This is a genomic window from Pseudoalteromonas sp. L23, assembly GCF_021728455.1.
In the GTDB taxonomy this organism is placed as follows: domain Bacteria; phylum Pseudomonadota; class Gammaproteobacteria; order Enterobacterales; family Alteromonadaceae; genus Pseudoalteromonas.
This window is the reverse complement of record NZ_JAKKCW010000011.1, coordinates 133,425-151,374: the sequence shown is the minus strand read 5'-3', so window position 1 is coordinate 151,374 and position 17,950 is coordinate 133,425. Positions and strand designations below refer to the sequence as shown.

Below are 17,950 nucleotides of genomic sequence, written 5' to 3'. Positions count from 1 at the left end.
AAATTAAAGCTGTTGAGGGTTGCTCAGCAGCACAAAATATCAATACCCAGCAGGTAAAAAATTCAGGAGACAATAATATGGCTAAAGTACTAAGTGGCGCGGGCCTTCGTGGTCAAGTAGCAGGAAAAACAGCACTATCAACGGTAGGTAAGTCGGGTTCAGGTTTGACTTATCGTGGCTACGATGTAAAGGATCTAGCTGAAAATTGTCAGTTTGAAGAGGTGGCTCACCTTATCCTTAAAGGTAACTTACCAAATCAAGCTGAACTAGACGCTTATAAAAGCGAGCTAAAAGCAATGCGCGGTTTGCCGCAGGCATTAAAAGAAGTATTAGAACGTATTCCTGCTGACGCACACCCAATGGACGTATTACGTACGGGTTGTTCAATGCTTGGTAACCTTGAAGGTGAAGCAAGTTTTGATGAACAAGGTAAAGTAACCGATCGCATGCTAGCAAGTTTCCCAAGCATTATTTGTTACTGGTATCGCTTTAGCCATGATGGCGTTCGTATCGATGTAGAGACGGATGACGACTCAATCGGTGCACACTTCTTACACTTATTGCACGGCGAAAAACCAAGTGAGCTACATGAGCGTGTGATGCACGTATCACTTATCCTTTATGCAGAGCACGAGTTTAACGCGTCGACCTTTACAGCTCGTGTTTGTGCCTCAACGCTTTCTGATATGCATTCATGTATTACTGGTGCAATTGGTTCTCTACGTGGTCCACTTCACGGTGGCGCAAACGAAGCGGCAATGGAAATGATTGAGCGCTTTGAATCTGCGGATCACGCAGAGCAAGAAATGATGGGTATGCTTGAGCATAAAGAAAAGATCATGGGCTTTGGTCACGCTATCTATTCAGAATGTGACCCTCGTAACGAAATCATCAAACGTTGGTCTGAAAAACTAGCGGCAGATGTGGGTGATACGGTACTTTACCCTGTATCTGTACGCTGTGAAGAAGTCATGTGGCGCGAGAAAAAACTATTCTGTAATGCTGATTTCTTCCATGCATCAGCTTATAACTTCATGAAGATCCCGACTAAATTGTTCACACCAATCTTTGTTATGTCACGCTTAACAGGTTGGGCTGCACACGTTATGGAGCAGCGCGCAGATAACCGTATCATTCGTCCATCGGCGGAATATACTGGCGAGGAGCTACGCCCAGTTCCAGCCATATCTGAGCGTTAATCGAACACTGTTCGAATCTATTCTGGCGGTCGCCATGGCCGCCTGTTCTCCGTCACCGATTGTTGGAAGTTGTTATGAATACTCAATTCCGTAAACGTTTACCTGATTCTGAGCTTTGCTATTACGATACAAAAGAAGCGGTAGAAGCCATCAAACCAGGTAGCTACGAGACTTTACCTTATACCTCACGCGTCCTTGCTGAAAACTTAGTACGCCGCGCTGAGCCTGAAAAACTCAATGATTATCTTGAACAAATTATCGAGCGTCGTCGCGATTTGGACTTTCCGTGGTTTCCGGCTCGTGTGGTTTGCCATGATATTTTGGGTCAAACTGCGCTAGTCGACCTTGCGGGTTTGCGTGATGCTATCGCTGAAAAAGGCGGCGATCCGGCTAAAGTCAACCCAGTCGTACCGACTCAACTGATTGTGGATCACAGCTTGGCAGTAGAGCACGCCGGTTATGAAGAAGATGCATTTGAGAAAAACCGCGCGATTGAAGACCGTCGAAATGACGACCGTTTTCACTTTATCAACTGGACCAAAACGGCATTTAAAAACGTTGATGTGATCCCGCCAGGCAACGGTATTTTGCACCAAATCAATTTGGAAAAAATGTCGCCAGTTATTCAAGCGCGCGACGGTGTTGCCTTCCCAGATACGCTTGTTGGCACCGACAGCCACACGCCACACGTTGATGCACTTGGTGTTATTGCCGTTGGTGTGGGTGGCCTTGAAGCAGAAAGCGTGATGCTTGGCCGTGCTTCATACATGCGATTGCCGGATATTGTTGGTGTTGAAATCATTGGCAAACGCCAACCGGGGATCACCGCAACGGATATCGTACTGGCGATCACTGAGTTTTTGCGTAAAGAGCGCGTAGTTTCTAGCTACTTAGAGTTCTTTGGTGAAGGTACGCAAGACCTTAATTTAGGTGACCGTGCGACAATTTCAAACATGACACCAGAGTATGGCGCAACCGCGGCCATGTTCTACATCGATGAGCAAACCATTGATTATTTGAAGCTCACAGGCCGTGATGACGAGCAAATCAAGTTGGTGGAAAAATACGCTAAGCTGACAGGGCTTTGGGCTGATTCTTTACAAAACGTGCAGTACGAGCGTGTACTTAAGTTTGATTTGTCGACGGTGACGCGTAATATTGCCGGTCCTTCAAATCCGCATCGCCGCGTTGCAACTAACGACCTTGCTAATCAAGGTATCGTTAAAGAGATTGAAGCGCCAAAAGATGGCTTGATGCCAGATGGCGCGGTGATCATCGCTGCTATCACCAGCTGTACGAATACCAGTAACCCACGCAACGTAGTTGCCGCAGGCTTGCTAGCACGTAATGCCAATAAATTAGGCCTTGCTCGTAAACCTTGGGTGAAAACGTCTTTTGCACCGGGGTCAAAAGCGGTACGTTCTTATATGGAAGAGGCAAAGCTTCTACCTGAGCTTGAGCAGCTCGGTTTTGGTGTCGTTGCTTTTGCTTGTACGACTTGTAATGGCATGAGTGGTGCACTTGATCCGAAAATTCAACAAGAAGTGATTGATCGTGATTTATACTCAACGGCAGTGTTATCGGGTAACCGTAACTTTGACGGTCGAATTCACCCTTACGCAAAACAAGCCTTCTTAGCTTCACCACCGTTGGTTGTGGCTTATGCAATTGCAGGCACCGTGCGCTTTGATATTGAAAATGGTGTCTTAGGTCGTGACCAAGAGGGCAATCCGGTCACGCTTAAAGATATCTGGCCAAGCGATGAAGAAATCGATGCGGTGATCAAAGAAAGCGTAAAACCAGAGCAGTTCCGCGCCGTTTATGAGCCAATGTTTGACCTCACGGTAGACTATGGTGAAGACAACGACCCACTTTATCAGTGGCGTCCAACGAGTACCTATATTCGTCGTCCTCCTTATTGGGAAGGGGCACTCGCGAGCGAGCGTACCATGAAAGGCATGCGTCCATTAGCGATTTTAGGCGACAACATCACGACGGATCATTTATCGCCATCGAATGCGATTTTAGCAAGCAGTGCGGCGGGTGAATATCTGGCCAAAATGGGCTTACCAGAGGAAGATTTCAACTCATACGCGACACATCGAGGTGATCACTTAACGGCGCAGCGTGCGACATTCGCCAACCCCAAACTGTTAAACGAAATGGTGGTAGAAAACGGTGAAGTAGTACAAGGTTCACTGGCGCGTGTTGAGCCTGAAGGCAAAGTCACCAGAATGTGGGAAGCCATCGAAACCTACATGGAGCGTAAACAGCCGCTGATCATCGTTGCTGGCGCAGATTATGGCCAAGGCTCGTCTCGTGACTGGGCTGCAAAAGGTGTGCGTTTAGCTGGGGTAGAAGTTATCGCAGCGGAAGGCTTTGAGCGTATTCACCGTACTAACTTAATCGGTATGGGTGTACTACCGCTTGAGTTTAAAGCGGGCACGACCCGAAAAACGCTTGAGCTCGATGGCACAGAAACCTATGACGTTGAGGGTGAACCGGCACCAGGTGCTACATTAACTCTCGTGATTAACCGTCAAAGTGGTGAGCGTCTAGAGGTGCCTGTGACTTGTCGATTAGATACCTTTGAAGAAGTGTCTATTTACTCTGCAGGTGGTGTACTGCAGCGCTTCGCTCAAGACTTCCTCGAAGCGGAAGGCGTATAACCATGAGTCAATTTAAGCCGCAAATTAAAATTCCCGCCACTTATATGCGTGGCGGCACCTCTAAAGGGGTGTTCTTTAATTTAACAGATTTACCCGAGTACGCGCAGCAACCTGGTGAAGCGCGAGATAACTTGCTGCTACGTGTGATTGGCAGCCCAGATCCCTATGGTAAACATACCGATGGCATGGGCGGTGCAACTTCCAGTACCAGCAAAACCGTGATCTTAAGTAAAAGCGACAAAGCCGACCATGACGTGGACTACTTATTTGGTCAGGTTGCTATCGACAAACCATTTATTGATTGGAGCGGAAACTGTGGCAATTTAACGGCTGCGGTGGGGGCATTTGCAATCAGCAATGGCTTAGTCGATGCGAATAAAGTGCCAGAGAATGGTGTTGCTGTCGTTAAAATCTGGCAGGCGAATATTAGCAAAACCATAGTAGCGCATGTTCCAATCAGCAATGGAGAAGTGCAAGAGACGGGCGACTTTGAACTGGATGGCGTAACTTTCCCAGCAGCAGAAGTGGTGGTTGAGTTTATGGATCCAAGCGACCCAGATGTTGATATGTTTCCGTCGGGCAATCTCGTCGATACGTTAACTGTGCCTGATGAAGGCACCTTTGAAGTGACCATGATAAGTGCCGGGATCCCAACGCTTTTCTTCCGTGCTTCCGATTTAGGTTATGAAGGTACAGAGTTACAAGAAGCAATTAATGGAGACCCAGCTGCACTAGAGCGATTTGAAAAGTTCCGTGCTTATGGCGCAGTTAAAATGGGTTTAATAGGTCATATTGACGAAGCGAAAGTTCGCCAACATACCCCAAAAATTGCCTTCGTTGCACCTGCTAAATCTTATGCTGCGTCGAGCGGTAAAGCGGTGGCAGCCAATACCATCGACTTAAACGTTCGCGCCTTATCTATGGGTAAGTTGCACCATGCGATGATGGGAACTGCCGCTGTGGCGATAGCAACCGCGGCGGCAATTCCTGGCACCCTAGTTAACGAAGCCGCTGGTGGTGGTGATCTTAACTCCGTGACCTTTGGACATCCGTCAGGCACCTTAAAGGTTGGCGCTGAAGCACTGCAAGAGTCTGGTCGTTGGCAAGCTAAAAAAGCCGTCATGAGCCGCAGCGCTCGCGTGCTAATGGAAGGCCGAGTTCGCGTCCCAGAGGCGTAGCTCCATACTAAATTAAAGGCTCTGTTCCCAAGAGCCTTATTCTCTACATAAGAAAACTCCCTAGTTGTTGCTTGGTCGTTAAGGTGTGCCTGTCATTCGGCTTCTTCTTTGATTTCCACCATGCAGACTTGAAATTCATAAGGACGATATGATGTTTGAAGCTTTACTTTCTGTGGCAATCACAACCGCGGTGTTACTTGGTTCACCCGGTCCTGCGCCACTTGCGCTGGCTGCAACGGGGGCGAGTCAAGGTGTTAAAAAAGGCTTCCCATTCTTAGCAGGTATTTTGGCAGGATTGCTTGTTGCGGTGATCTTTGCAGCCACTGGAATTGCAGGGTTACTGGTGAGTCAGCCTCAGGTGACGCTTGTACTCAAATGGCTTGCAGCCGCCTACTTAATTTATGTTGCCTACAAAATTGCAGCAAACAACGCGGCGCTTGGCAGTGCAGGTGCGCAGCTACCGAGCTTTAAAGATGGGTTTATTCTTAACCTCCTCAACCCCAAAGCCTACGCGGCTTGTATCGCTATTTTAGCGACGGCTTCGGTGCCGGCAAGCTCAAACCTAGTTGCTACGCTACTTGCCGCTAGCGTGTGCTACGTGGTGGCGATAGTGGTCGACACAATGTGGCTGGTATTAGGTGGTGTGATTTTTAAAACACTGAATGATGAGACCGTACTTAAACGGATCCGAATTGGTTTTGCGTTGACTTTGGTTGTGCTCGTTCTTTACTGGCTATTTGTCGTTTGAGGTTGATGGGAAGTCACAGGCATAGCTTTTAGACTTGAATAGATGTAATAATCTGAGTTATGCAACCGTCACTCAGAAAAGCCAATGATCGCCCCACCAGATGAAAACAACGTCCCCATAAGTGACATCCGTGTTGAATTTTCGGACTCGGCATTTGCTTTGAGAACGTTAAGAGCGGGTGAATATCAACGGTTGGAGCGTCTGTTTTCGCTTAGATATGGTGAAGAGTACGATGCCGAAGAGTTATTAAAGTTACGACAACAAAGAGTGCTAGTACCTTTTTTACAAGCAGCTGAAGATAAATCAAAGCACTGTATTTGTGTGCGGCAAACTCAAACGCGCGAAATGCTTGGCATGATCTTAATTACAGTCGATGACTCAGCGGCCAAAAAAGTGCTGGTAGAAGAGAGTTGGTTTATCCATGATACTCTGTTCGACAAGGTGTTTTGTTTATTCGTGACAGAGTATTTGAATACGCTAGGTTTCGCTTTGGTTGAATTTAGAGTCGACGAGCGTAATGATTTAGTACGCCGGTTGGTTGAGCAACTTGGTGGGAACTTTGATGGCATATTACGTCGTGCAGGTGTTTATCGGAACGAGTGCTTCAACCAAGCTGTGTACTCTATTTCTCAGGAAGAGTGGCAGTGCGTTGTTCCTCTGTATTCTATTTACAAAGCATTGCCACAATAATAATGAAGCTTAAAGTGTGCATTTATGTAAAGCAAAGTATCGGCTGGGTCCGTTAGCGCGACTAGCTCGGCAACTTGATAATGATGCATGTTCCGGAGTTAGATTCTGTTTCACACTCAATTACGCCATTAAAATACTGAGTGACAATAGCGAGCGCAACACTTAGCCCTAAGCCCAGGCCTTTTTGTGTGCGATTACCGACAACAAAAGGATCAAATACTTTATCTTTGATTTCATGTGGAATACCGCCGCCGTTGTCCGTGACTTTAATCGTATATCCAAGTTTTGAGGTTTGAGCCGATATAATCACACATGGGCTTTGCACTGAGTTATCAGCAAAGGCGTGGTAAAACGCATTTTCTATTACAGGTTGGAAAATCTGCTGTAACAATCTCTCTGGGGCGGTGATAGCAAGTGCTTCGGGAATATCTAAGGTAATATCAATATGTGGGTGTTGATTGGCAAGCTCACTCACACAGTGTGCGATAAGCGGTTGTAAGTAAACTGGCTTTACTTCTCCTTCAAATCCAGTATTGGTGATGATTTTGAGCTTGTCGATAATACCGGTTATCCGCTCGGTACTATTGACGACGAGCTTGGCACAGCTTTCGATATTTTCTATCGAATGCAATAAAGCAGACTTAGCTATTTCATTTTTATTTACCCTTTGTCTTACCCCTTCAACAAGCAATAGTTGGTTACTGGAAGCGGTCATGGCGACGCCAATCGGCGTGTTAATCTCATGGGCAAGTCCTGGGATCAATCGCACCAGCGTTGCTGACTTTTCGGCGTTTATCAGGCGTTTTTGAGTCTCACTGAGTTCACTGATCGCGTGATTAAGTGCTTTGTTTTTTTCTACTAACTCTTCGGTTTGGCTTTTTACCTCCGTATTTAGGTAATCAATAATACTTTTACGGATGGCCGAACGAGAGTTGTACAACGCGATGAGGCTAAGTAATAGCAAGATAAAGCAAACAAACGCGGCACCATAATAGGATTTTACCTTTTTATTGCTGCTTGCAAGGAGTGAGCTGAAATCCTGCTCTCTGCGTTCTAAAAAGGCATTGATGTGCGTCATTATATGTACTTTACTTTGGAGGTAAGCCTCGCTGTACAAAATCTTGAGGGCCTGTTGATTTTTCCCTGCTGCCACGAGTTCAAAGGCTTCACGCTCAAGCGACACGAGTGCTTCACTTTTATCCTCTGCATTTCGCAACATAGTTAATTCATCCGTAGATACCCCGTTTTCTAATAATAATGTCAGCAGAGCTTTTGGTGCTTCTTTTTCAAATGGTGCTTGACCCTCTTTGACCAGCAACATGTCCCAATAAACGCGGTGCAAATGCTTAGGGCGAGGGGAAGTGCCGTTACGGATAGTTAAGATCTCATCAAAAAATAGCTTAAACTTAGGGTTGCCTGTGGCGGCATAAGCCCGCGCCATCATGGTGAGTTGATCTGAGCTGAGTCTTAACTCTTGGGATAAACGAACAAGATTAAAATTTCTTTCTATTTCTTGCTCTTGCGCTTCTTTATTGACGAATGCTAAAAATGTGAACACCACAGAAAGAAAAAAAAGCAGCATGGAGAGCGCTGATATATGGTAGAAGTACTTAAAGCTAAACGACTGACTTGGGTGAAGTATGTTGCTTTGACTGGCTGCCATGTATTCAACGTTGCTAAGACTCGAATACACAAAGTATAGTTAACCTAAGCTCGGAATAACAATTTGTTCTCTGGCCGTTGTCATCCCTCGTTCTGGTTGGTCGTTCTAGGCTTTTGTCACTTTGCCGAAGTGAGAAAGCAGCCAAATGGCTATCAAGTATTTGGCTGCTCGATGGGTCTAGTCGAAAGTAAGTACGATCCTGCCGTTAATGTCGCTATTGAGCATATCGTCAAATATATCGTTGATTTGCTCAAGTGGCTTGGTTTCAATAATGGCCTTTACCTTGCCCTCAGCGGCAAACTGCAAGCATTCAGTGAGATCTTGACGGGTACCAACGATGCTGCCAACAACACTGATACCTTTAAGAACGGTATCAAATATAGGAATAGGCATTTCCTCTGGTGGTAAGCCAACGAGCACGCAAGTACCGCCTCGCTTCACGCTGTTAAATGATGTCGTAAAGGCAGGCTTTGAGACCGCTGTACAAACTACGGCTTGGACTCCTCCTAGCTTATTTTGCATCAACTCTGCGGGATCGCTCTGCTTAAAGTCGATACATAAATCGGCGCCAAGCTCTTTTGCTAGTGCTAACTTTGATTCGCCAGTGTCAACTGCAACTACATTCAGCCCCATTGCTTTGGCGTATTGCACTGCTAAGTGACCAAGGCCTCCTACACCAATAATGGCAACCCATTCACCGGGTTTAGCTTTCGATACTTTTAGTGCTTTATAGGTGGTGACGCCCGCGCAGAATAGAGGAGCGGCATCGACAAATGACAAGCCTTCGGGGATTTTTACCACGTAGTTGGCATCGGCTTTACAGTACTGTGCGTAACCGCCGTCGACGGAATAGCCACTATTTAACTGCTCTGGGCATAAGTTTTCGTCGCCTTTTAGGCAGTGTTCACAATGACCGCAGGCGCTATGAAGCCAAGGTACACCCACTCTATCACCAACGGCTAGGTGTTTAACATCGTCAGCTTTTGCGATAACGGTACCCACACCTTCGTGACCAGGCACTAGTGGTAATTTAGGCTTAACTGGCCAGTCACCATGACAGGCGTGTAAGTCGGTGTGACAAACACCACAGGCGGCTATTTCAACGATGACCGATCCTTGTGTAAGTTGCGGTTTCTCAATTTCTTGAATTTCTAACGGTTGTTTAAATTGGTGCACTAACGCTGCTTTCATCTTTTTGCTCCTTGATTGAGTCGATGGTAGCTTAGCAGCTATAACCAGAAACAACTTGATCCGAAACAATGAATGAGATGAGAGTAAACAAAAATGGCGAGCACAATGCTCGCCAATTCATTACTTAATTACAAAAAAGTAGGGTGTTATTTTCTTCTACGTAGCAGCGCCAGTGGTGCAGCTAGTAGTATCCAAGATAGTGAGTCACTTGAAGGTTTTGATGTTGGATCAGATGTAGGTGCTGTCGAAATGATGAATTAAGCGCTACTTTTATATTGTTGATTCAAACTAGAAAACCGATCACGGTGAGTTGATTTAAGGTTTTTATTGCAAATATATACACTCTATCTTTAAATGATACTTTAATAAGAATAAGTACTTAATACAACAGCGTTTTATATCAAGGGAAAGCATATGGATCTAAATAGCTTTAAAAGCAGGTGTTTAACAGGAATTTTCGCTGCAAATAAGGAGTCTCCTGAACTGACAACTTTGTTTGACGAGTTTATCAAATTCTTTGGTAAACTGAGTGGAGTTGATACTCAGTTTGATATGAATGATTGGAGTAGTGTTCATACTGAATATGGTGTTGCTATTTCTCCTGTTCAGGCAGCTAAATGCTCTCAAGAACTGCTGCGCAGTTTGATTTTTATGCAAGGTGTAAAAGCGGCTATCGAAGATAAACAGCGAGAAGGGTTATCTGAAGTTCATATTTTATACGCAGGCACTGGTCCTTACGCCACGTTGCTGCTTCCATTGTTAGCACTACATCCCAACCTTCCTGTTAGGGCAACCCTGATTGACATACATCCAGAAAATATAGCTGCGGTAAAAAAGTTAATTGATGCTTTTGATGTAGAGCACCGTATCGAACGCTTGGTTTGTTGTGATGCGTTAAAATGGCAGGATGAAGAAAAATGCAGCTTTGATATCGTGATTTCAGAAACGATGACAGCATTACTAAAAAGAGAGCCACAAGTTTGGATCTTCAAGCACTTATTTCCCTACCTAAAAGAAGACGGTATTTTGATCCCTGAGTCTATCGCGTTGTCGGCAATGTTAAATAGAAAAGGGGAGCAAATACACGTTGGAGAATTTTTTAACTTACAGAAGTCTTCGGTACAGAAGCTCAGCCGTGGTGACGATACGTTATTACGTGGGGAGTTGATTATCCCGGATAGCCACCAGCCTGGAGATGGCTTTAAGTTGCAAACGGATATTATAGTCTATGGCCATTATGTCCTTGGTGAAAATGAATGCAGCCTCAATATTCCTTTTACTATTCCATGTGAGGCGACAAATTTATCTGCTGGCGCTATTGTTAAATATGAGTACACCAATTATGAATCTCCTGAGTTCGTATTCAACTTCCCAGCATCGCCGCGTTTTGTGCAAGATAATCACCTTGCACCAATAGATGAACAGGGGAAGCTTGGCCTTGTCGGAATAAAAAGTGCTTTTCAGCATTCTCAGCTCATCAAGTATGGTAAGAATGTGGCGATGCCTGAAAATATTTGGTTATGTCAGCAAGCTTTATGTGAGGCTTGTGATATATCACTCCAAGATTGGCTATCGCAACTTTATCAGTCAGCTACATTAGAAGTTTTTGAAGCATGGTTGATCGAGCAAGAATCGAGGTTACAGGATAGCCTTTTCATTAATGAACTTAATTCAAAACTCTTACTTAACTATAAAAGCGAATGAGATGCTCACATTAGTTCAAGGGGTTTTTTACACAACTTCCAGCTTTGAGCAAAATGGAGAATGCGGATGATTATAAGGAATTTATCTTGAGCAATTCGCTGCTTGTTCATCAGCAGTTATTTTCTGAGCCCAACATACACTATTTAACAATCCACTCAGATAGTGAAATAGTTGGCTTTATAATTTTAGCCGTTGAACCAGAACTGAAAAGTGTTGAATTTTGCCGGATTGTGGTTGCTAAAAAGGGATTGGGAATAGGGCAAGAAGCGATAAATCAGATGGAAAAATACGTGTTAGAGGAGTTGCGTACAACGCGAGTTTGGCTAGATGTTTTTGCAGATAATACGCGAGCGCAGCACATATACCAAAAGCTTGGATATCAGCAGTTCGATACGATACCTTACGACAATAAAATCCTGTTAATATTCGAAAAGCACTTACACTAATGTCTAAATCAAGTAACGAAAATTATCAAAAATGGTTAGCTGTATATGGGCGGTTGGTGGACTTCTCACTTGAGGATTGGCTTCTTATGGCTCCGTATATAAAAATCGGTCATATCACAGCCGATACGATGCTATTCGAACAAGGTGAGAAAATCTCGAGTGTTTATTTCTTATTAGATGGTTATGGACGTTATTTCTACCTAGATGAAAAGGGTAATGAACGGAACAAATCTCTGCTACAGAAGGGCGGGGCATTCTCTTGTTTATCTTGTTATCTAGAAGAACAGCCGAGTCCATTTTCAACGCAAACGCTAACAGACTGTGTTATTGCCGAAATTCGCTATGCTGACTTAGTCACTGTATCTGAGCAAAACCTCAACTGGGGACGGTTTGTGCGCAAAATTTATGAACAGTTAGTGCTTAAAAAAGAGAAACGCGAAGCGGCGTTACTCCAGTTAAGTGCAAAGGAAAGGTACTTACGCTTTATCACAGAAAATCAAGCATTAAGCCGCTCGGTTGCTTTGCGCCATATCGCAATGTACCTTGGGATCACGGATGTATCGCTGTCGAGAATTAGAAAAGAGCTTGGCTTAACATAGGTTAAGGCATAGCAACAAAATTCGCATTACCTTATCTCTAATTATTGTTCTAAAGGTAAGGAATAACATCATGAAAAAGCTACTGCCTCCTATTTTACTGTTTTTATTTGTCATATTGATGCCTGTGGTGTGTTGGTTGACTGGTGCACCACATTTTATTTATTACCCTTTCAATCTGTTAGGGTTAATACCGATTGCTTTGGGGTTTGCACTGGCAAAGTCGGGCAGCATGATATTCGCGAGGGAAGAAACCGATATTATGACTTTCAATAAGCCTGATAAATTAGTGGAGGCTGGGGTATTTCAATATACCCGCAATCCCATGTACCTAGGTTTTGTCATTGCATTACTAGGCTATGCCGTATTAATCGGTGGTGCACTCGTGTCATTTTTGTTTGTGACTGCTTTTTTACTTATTGCCGACAGATGGTACATTCGATTTGAAGAAAAAATGATGGAACAAACTTTTGGAGATGCCTATTTACGCTATCAAAGGAGAGTGCGTCGTTGGCTTTAAACATCCAGCATAAATAAGGGTTAAATGGTGCAAGATATTGATTATTCAAAATCCCTACAAACAATCGTTGGAAAAGTGGTTAGGGTGTATCAATCTGGAGATATGCTTACCCAAGATCATCAACCTCAGCGACTTAATATTGAGTTAAACGACGCGCAACAGGTCGTGCGTATGTGGTGGGGATAGCCCCACCCAGTTTGTATATTGATTGATGAAGATGATGTATTTCGTCCAATAAAATGACTAAAGGTAACAAGATGCATATTGGCCTAGTTAAGGTATTTTTTGTTTTAGCCACGTTCATGAGCCTAACTATTTATGCCGCTAGCTACGATGAAATAACAGATATTGATGCGCTAGCGGCGCATTTTGATGAGCCCACTTTTGAACAACACTTCTTAGAAGAAGACATGGAGTTCATTTGGTTTTACTTTAAGGATATTGACCATTCCTTTTTAGTTAATATCGAAACGGGAGAGGTCTGCCATCATTTTAAAGGCAAAAAGAGAGAGTCTTGTTTTCCGGCAAGTTATTTTGAGTAAATCTATTTAAAGGAGCTGCGATGTCACACTCAAGTTGTAATTTGGTCCAATCTCCTTGCATCAGAAAGTGTTGTTTGGATGATAAAGATGTGTGCTTAGGTTGCTTTAGAACGTTGGACGAAATCACCAGCTGGACAAGTTACAGCGAAGATGAAAAGCTCAAAGTCTTAGCGCGTTGTACGAGGCGCAAACAGCAACATGCTCAGAAATATAATAGGAATTGACCTCTCTATAATGACAAAGCAAAAATAGCTCAGCTTTTGTCTCGCTTTTGGCACAGTCATTACTGTAGTCGTGTCTCATTTTCGAGACATGCTTTATCGGGTATTATCTTAATTTATTTTTATGTTATTGATTTATAATTAGAAAAAGTTTGGCCTGAAATTTGATTCATCAACTGTATTCTCAAAGTGGAGTACAAAGTATGGATATAAAACTGGCGAAAACAAAGCGCATGCCGATTAAGAAGCTCGCGTTGCTTGTAATTGTGCTACTTGTGGTCGGTTTGGTGTTTTTTGCCAAGGCGTATACCCAAAGTGCATCAAACGTGGTTTTCCAAGAAGAGTTAATCGTTGCTACAGTCCAACAGGGCGAGTTTGAACTCAGTGTTAAGGGACTTGGTAGTCTTGCATTGGAGAAGCGCCATTTGGTTACTAGTAGTAGTGGCGGCAAAGTAGTTGAAGTGCTGGTTAAACCGGGTGAAATGGTCACTCAAGGTACGCTACTTGCTCGGCTTGAAAACCCATCACTGCGCGAAGCGCTCATTCAAAAACATAGCCAACTTACCAAAATTTCAGCACAACATGAGGCCGAACTTGCAGAGTTAAAGGCCAAAGTGCAAGAGGCCCACACCGCACATCATGATGCTTTGTTGGGTTATAAAGCAGACAAAATTCAGTGGCAGGCGCAAAAAACCTTAATAGAAAAGGGCAATAGCACTATCTCTATGCTTGATCATCAACGCAGCGAGTTTGCAATGCAGCGTAGTCAAAAGCAAGTGGAGTTACAGCAAGCTAGGGTTACCACTCAGCAACAAGTACAGCAGGCAAAAGCCAAAGCGCAGCTGGCTGAGCAAGCAAGCCTACGATCCGAAATTAAGCTACTTGAAGAGAATATCGCAGCGCTTGATGTGCGCTCGCCAATCACTGGACAAATTCAGGATGTGCTGATTGAAGTGGGCATGCAATTGTCTAATACCAGTTCAGTTGCAGAGGTGGCAGATCCGCGTTTGCTGGTTGCTAAGATAAACATCGCGGAACTAGATGCGCCACATGTACAAGTTGGGCAGTCGGCTACAATCGATACTTACACTTCGCGTTTTAACGCCATCGTAAAACGTGTTTCCCCAAAGGTCACCAATAGCCAAGTTGAAGTGGAGCTGAGCATTGAAGACGCTTTGCCAAGAGAAGCCAGAGATAAACTCAACATTGAAGGGGTTATTGTAACGAGCTATAAACCCGAGGCTATATTCGTCGCAATACCGGCCAATGCCATTGCAAATAATCAAGCGAGCGTGTTTGTTGTTAATAAACATCTCGCGACGAAAAAAACGGTTAAATTTGGTCAGCGTTCGGTAAACTACATCGAAGTGCTTGAAGGCCTTAATAAAAATCAAACTATCATTATTTCCGATATGGAAAAGTATACTCAAGATAGCCAAGTGCTAGTGCGTTAACAGGACACTATTATGAACTCAGTCATTCAACTTAATAACATCAAAAAGCGGTTTCAGACGGATGAAATTGCAACTCAAGCACTAGACGGTATTAATCTCGTGGTAGAGCCCGGCGAGTTTGTGGCTATCACGGGACCTTCGGGGTGCGGCAAGTCTACGTTACTGTCAATTTTGGGCCTGATTGATGAGCCAAGTAACGGCGAGTATTTTATCAGCGGTAACCAAGCATTTAATTTGAGCTCAGACGAGCGTGCTCATATTCGCGCTAACCATATAGGCTTTATTTTTCAGGCATTTAATCTTATCAGTGATTTAAATGTACTTGAAAATGTCATGTTACCGCTGACTTATATCGGCGGCATTAGCCAAAAAGAAATGGAGCAAAAAGCCAAAGATGCACTGGCGATGGTGGGGTTAGAAAACCGAGTCAATCATTTTCCCTCTCAACTTTCAGGTGGTCAGCAACAGCGGGCCGCAGTTGCAAGAGCGTTGATTAACAGCCCCGACCTCATTCTCGCCGATGAGCCGACTGGTAACTTAGACTCAAACAATGCCCAGCAAGTGCTAGGGTTGTTGAGCGAGCTTCATGCTGCTGGCAAAACGATATGTATGGTAACGCATGATATTGAATCAACGACCTACGCCAGCCGGGTGATCTCAATGCTTGATGGCAATATTTTACGAGATAAAAAGCAGCTTGACCGTGTAAGTAAAGTCGTTGGAGCTTAGTATGGGATTACTTTTAGATTTTCGCTATGCGCTGAGAAACATCGCAAAATCAATGCGATTTACGTTATTGATGATGTTTATTATGGTTGGTAGTTTGACCATATCATTGATTGGCTTTAATTATATTTATACCGTGGCATTCTCACATAGCCAAGTAGGGAATGGCAGCTCTGAAATCAGGATCTTCAAGGTTCGCAACCCTATCAGCACGCAAAATCGATTTGAATATAGCATGCTGCCACAACTACGAGAACTTGATGAAGTTAAGCAACTTGAGGAGTGGCTTTATATTGCACCTGTGAGTGTTTGGGTAAGTGACGCTGAGCGAGGAAATCATTATCGAGGCTCCTATGTTGATGAGCGCTTTTTCCAGTTTATGGATATTAAGCCTGAGCTCGGGCGATTTTATACCGCTGAGGACTTTGTGGGCTCAGCTCAAGATGTAGTCGTGATTTCAGACTATCTATGGTCGCATTTATTCCAAGGTAGCGAAGATGTTATTGGGCGTACGATGATCGTTGATCAAAAGCCCTACGAGATAATCGGCGTGATGCCCAAACGTAATAACTTCCCGATATTTTCTAAACTCTGGCTACCGCTTAAAGGTAATAACGCAGCACCTGCTGATGCTATTGATATTATTTATAAGATGCCAAACGAGGTGGTAGAGTCAAAGCTGGAGCAACGCTTAAGTTTATTCTTCACTGACTATGCAAAGCAACGCGCTAGTCAGTCAGAGCTCGAGGTGGATAAAACAGTTCGAGTTGAATCAATGACTTTAGTAGAATACAACACTGATGGTGAGGCGATATTTGTATTTACCCTATTTATGATAGGTATCGTACTCATTTTGCTTATTTCCTCAATCAACATTAGTAACTTACTCTTTGCCAAAATAATCGAGAGACAAAAAGAATCGGCTATTCGTGCCGCGATTGGTGCGAAAAAATTAAGAGTTGTTCAGCAGCATGCCTGTGAGGGCTTTATTTACTGCTTTAGCAGTTGGGTAGTGGCGCTATTGCTAACGGATCTCGGTTTGCGGGCACTGAACTTTGTTATTAATATGATGATTGGTGGCAAAATGCCGTACTGGTGGTATTGGCAATTAAATACCATCACTATCTTGGTGTCATTGTTGTTGATAAGCTTTGTATTTACTATTGCTGTGCTGTTACCTGCAGTGAAAACCGCTAACTTTAACATCAATGATGTACTGCGAGACGGCACGCGAGGTGCAACCGGCAAACAGGCTGGATTGATGTCAAAACGGCTATTGTCTTTGCAGGTGACTTTAGTGAGCTTTATGTTGATGGCGTCGAGCACCATAGGTTATGTGATGTACTCTATGGCGGGAAACATCGACGGAGAGACTCTCAAAGGGGTGCATTCCACTGAGCTGCAATTTCAAGCTGAAAACGAATTTTCGAGTGATAAAGCGGTCGAAATGGCAAGCGCGTTGGTTGTGGGTATGACACTGGATCCTGCTTTTAAAGAAGGGCGCGTGTATCAGCGTGAGATTGAACTTGATGTGCAAACAAGCGAAGGCGAAGTCTACACCGATAAAATCATAAATATTGAAGCTGTAACTCATCTTTTCAAGCGCGAACTGCAAAGCGGCAGAAACTTTACCGCACAAGACAACACAGAAGCGGCACCCGTGGTGATCATTAGTCAGTCTCTCGCAAAGGCTTTGTTTGGCAGTGAGGAAGTATTGGGGCGCTCACTGATGTTACGTGATGCAAAATGGCCAAGTGCTAAAATAATTGGCATAGCAGTGGATGAAATGAGCGTTGTCGCCAGTGAACGTCGTCATGAGGTCTATTTTAGTTTTCGTCAATATGCGCCAAAGGATAACGCAATGGCGGTTAAATTCGTCACTGAACTGCCGCCAAGCCAAAGTTACGAAGCGTTCTATCGCGTGTTAGGTAGGCTTTCAAGTAAGCTCGAAACTAGCTATGTTTTTGATCACTACGACAACCATCGCTCTATGATGGGGGCATTCACTAGCATCATTTATGTGTTTTTGATTGTGGGTGGATTTGCCTTAACGCTTTCTTTAATCGGCATTTATGCCATGGGCCTTAGTAATATTAATAAATCTAGCTATGAAATAGGCATCCGCCGTGCGCTTGGCTCCAAAGATCGCCAGATCATGTTGTTATTTATCAAGAAAAATCTAACCCATACCGTTACAGGGCTGACTATTTCTGCATTAATTTTCTATATCTTGTGTTATCTTGCTGTAGACTTTTTCCGTGGTATTGTGCCGTTTAGTGTTATGTTTGGTGCGGGTAGCATTACTTTGCTACTGGTATTTGTTGCGGTATGCCTTGCGCTTTATATCCCGGTGAAACGCAGCATAAAAGTCCAACCTGCGGTTAGCTTAAGAATGGAATAATA

General features: G+C 44.1%; 18 protein-coding genes. 16 read left to right on the top strand and 2 right to left on the bottom strand.

All coding sequences use genetic code 11. The features are described from left to right. Positions 1-77: 77 nt before the first annotated feature. The 5 genes from prpC to L3V43_RS17640 all read left to right on the top strand — a co-directional run bounded on the left by prpC (position 78) and on the right by L3V43_RS17640 (position 6,484). Positions 78-1,199 carry a 2-methylcitrate synthase gene (prpC, locus tag L3V43_RS17660; RefSeq protein WP_237117043.1) on the top strand — a complete coding sequence of 374 codons (1,122 nt, stop codon included), beginning with the start codon at positions 78-80 and terminating at the stop codon, positions 1,197-1,199. Between the two features lie 74 nt (positions 1,200-1,273). After that, complete coding sequence (acnD, locus tag L3V43_RS17655; protein WP_237117044.1) at positions 1,274-3,868, top strand: Fe/S-dependent 2-methylisocitrate dehydratase AcnD; 2,595 nt, start codon at positions 1,274-1,276, stop codon at positions 3,866-3,868. A gap of 2 nt (positions 3,869-3,870) precedes the next feature. Next, positions 3,871-5,046, top strand: coding sequence for a 2-methylaconitate cis-trans isomerase PrpF (gene prpF / locus L3V43_RS17650; protein ID WP_102058338.1), 1,176 nt, complete (start codon positions 3,871-3,873; stop codon positions 5,044-5,046). 148 nt (positions 5,047-5,194) lie between these two features. Then, a complete protein-coding gene (locus tag L3V43_RS17645) occupies positions 5,195-5,794 on the top strand; it encodes a LysE family translocator (RefSeq protein WP_237117045.1) in 600 nt (199 codons plus the stop codon). Between the two features lie 84 nt (positions 5,795-5,878). Continuing rightward, on the top strand, positions 5,879-6,484 hold the full coding sequence (locus tag L3V43_RS17640) for a GNAT family protein (protein WP_237117046.1): 606 nt from the start codon (positions 5,879-5,881) through the stop codon (positions 6,482-6,484). 61 nt (positions 6,485-6,545) lie between these two features. On the opposite strand, the gene L3V43_RS17635 is transcribed toward L3V43_RS17640, so the two are convergent. Together L3V43_RS17635 and adhP are read right to left on the bottom strand one after the other, a co-directional pair. Continuing rightward, entirely contained in the window at positions 6,546-8,147 is a 1,602-nt protein-coding gene (locus L3V43_RS17635) for a HAMP domain-containing sensor histidine kinase (protein WP_237117047.1), read from the bottom strand. Between the two features lie 177 nt (positions 8,148-8,324). Beyond that, positions 8,325-9,338: an alcohol dehydrogenase AdhP gene (gene adhP / locus L3V43_RS17630; protein WP_102058341.1), complete on the bottom strand. Its 1,014-nt coding sequence runs from the start codon at positions 9,336-9,338 to the stop codon at positions 8,325-8,327. A gap of 93 nt (positions 9,339-9,431) precedes the next feature. Between adhP and L3V43_RS17625 the strand changes: the two genes are divergently transcribed. The 11 genes from L3V43_RS17625 (at position 9,432) to L3V43_RS17575 (ending at position 17,948) form a co-directional block, all read left to right on the top strand. Next, on the top strand, positions 9,432-9,599 hold the full coding sequence (locus L3V43_RS17625; protein WP_237117048.1) for a hypothetical protein: 168 nt from the start codon (positions 9,432-9,434) through the stop codon (positions 9,597-9,599). A 153-nt stretch (positions 9,600-9,752) separates the two neighbouring features. Continuing rightward, on the top strand, positions 9,753-11,042 hold the full coding sequence (locus L3V43_RS17620; RefSeq protein WP_237117049.1) for a class I SAM-dependent methyltransferase: 1,290 nt from the start codon (positions 9,753-9,755) through the stop codon (positions 11,040-11,042). An 86-nt stretch (positions 11,043-11,128) separates the two neighbouring features. Then, the gene (locus L3V43_RS17615) at positions 11,129-11,488 is read left to right on the top strand and encodes a GNAT family N-acetyltransferase (RefSeq protein ID WP_233525264.1); all 360 of its coding nucleotides are present in this window, start codon (positions 11,129-11,131) and stop codon (positions 11,486-11,488) included. Between the two features lie 86 nt (positions 11,489-11,574). Next, positions 11,575-12,087, top strand: coding sequence for a Crp/Fnr family transcriptional regulator (locus tag L3V43_RS17610; protein WP_237117050.1), 513 nt, complete (start codon positions 11,575-11,577; stop codon positions 12,085-12,087). A 70-nt stretch (positions 12,088-12,157) separates the two neighbouring features. Continuing rightward, positions 12,158-12,604: an isoprenylcysteine carboxylmethyltransferase family protein gene (locus L3V43_RS17605; protein WP_237117051.1), complete on the top strand. Its 447-nt coding sequence runs from the start codon at positions 12,158-12,160 to the stop codon at positions 12,602-12,604. 24 nt (positions 12,605-12,628) lie between these two features. Continuing rightward, positions 12,629-12,790, top strand: a complete 162-nt coding sequence (locus L3V43_RS17600) for an I78 family peptidase inhibitor (RefSeq protein WP_010603803.1) — start codon at positions 12,629-12,631, stop codon at positions 12,788-12,790. A gap of 71 nt (positions 12,791-12,861) precedes the next feature. Beyond that, positions 12,862-13,146: a hypothetical protein gene (locus L3V43_RS17595; RefSeq protein ID WP_102058346.1), complete on the top strand. Its 285-nt coding sequence runs from the start codon at positions 12,862-12,864 to the stop codon at positions 13,144-13,146. Between the two features lie 20 nt (positions 13,147-13,166). After that, entirely contained in the window at positions 13,167-13,370 is a 204-nt protein-coding gene (locus L3V43_RS17590) for a DUF1289 domain-containing protein (RefSeq protein WP_227388092.1), read from the top strand. Between the two features lie 200 nt (positions 13,371-13,570). Further along, complete coding sequence (locus L3V43_RS17585; RefSeq protein WP_237117052.1) at positions 13,571-14,821, top strand: HlyD family efflux transporter periplasmic adaptor subunit; 1,251 nt, start codon at positions 13,571-13,573, stop codon at positions 14,819-14,821. Positions 14,822-14,833: 12 nt separating this feature from the next. After that, positions 14,834-15,550, top strand: coding sequence for an ABC transporter ATP-binding protein (locus tag L3V43_RS17580; RefSeq protein WP_010603799.1), 717 nt, complete (start codon positions 14,834-14,836; stop codon positions 15,548-15,550). A 1-nt stretch (position 15,551) separates the two neighbouring features. Next, positions 15,552-17,948, top strand: a complete 2,397-nt coding sequence (locus L3V43_RS17575; RefSeq protein WP_237117053.1) for an ABC transporter permease — start codon at positions 15,552-15,554, stop codon at positions 17,946-17,948. Positions 17,949-17,950 lie beyond the last annotated feature (2 nt).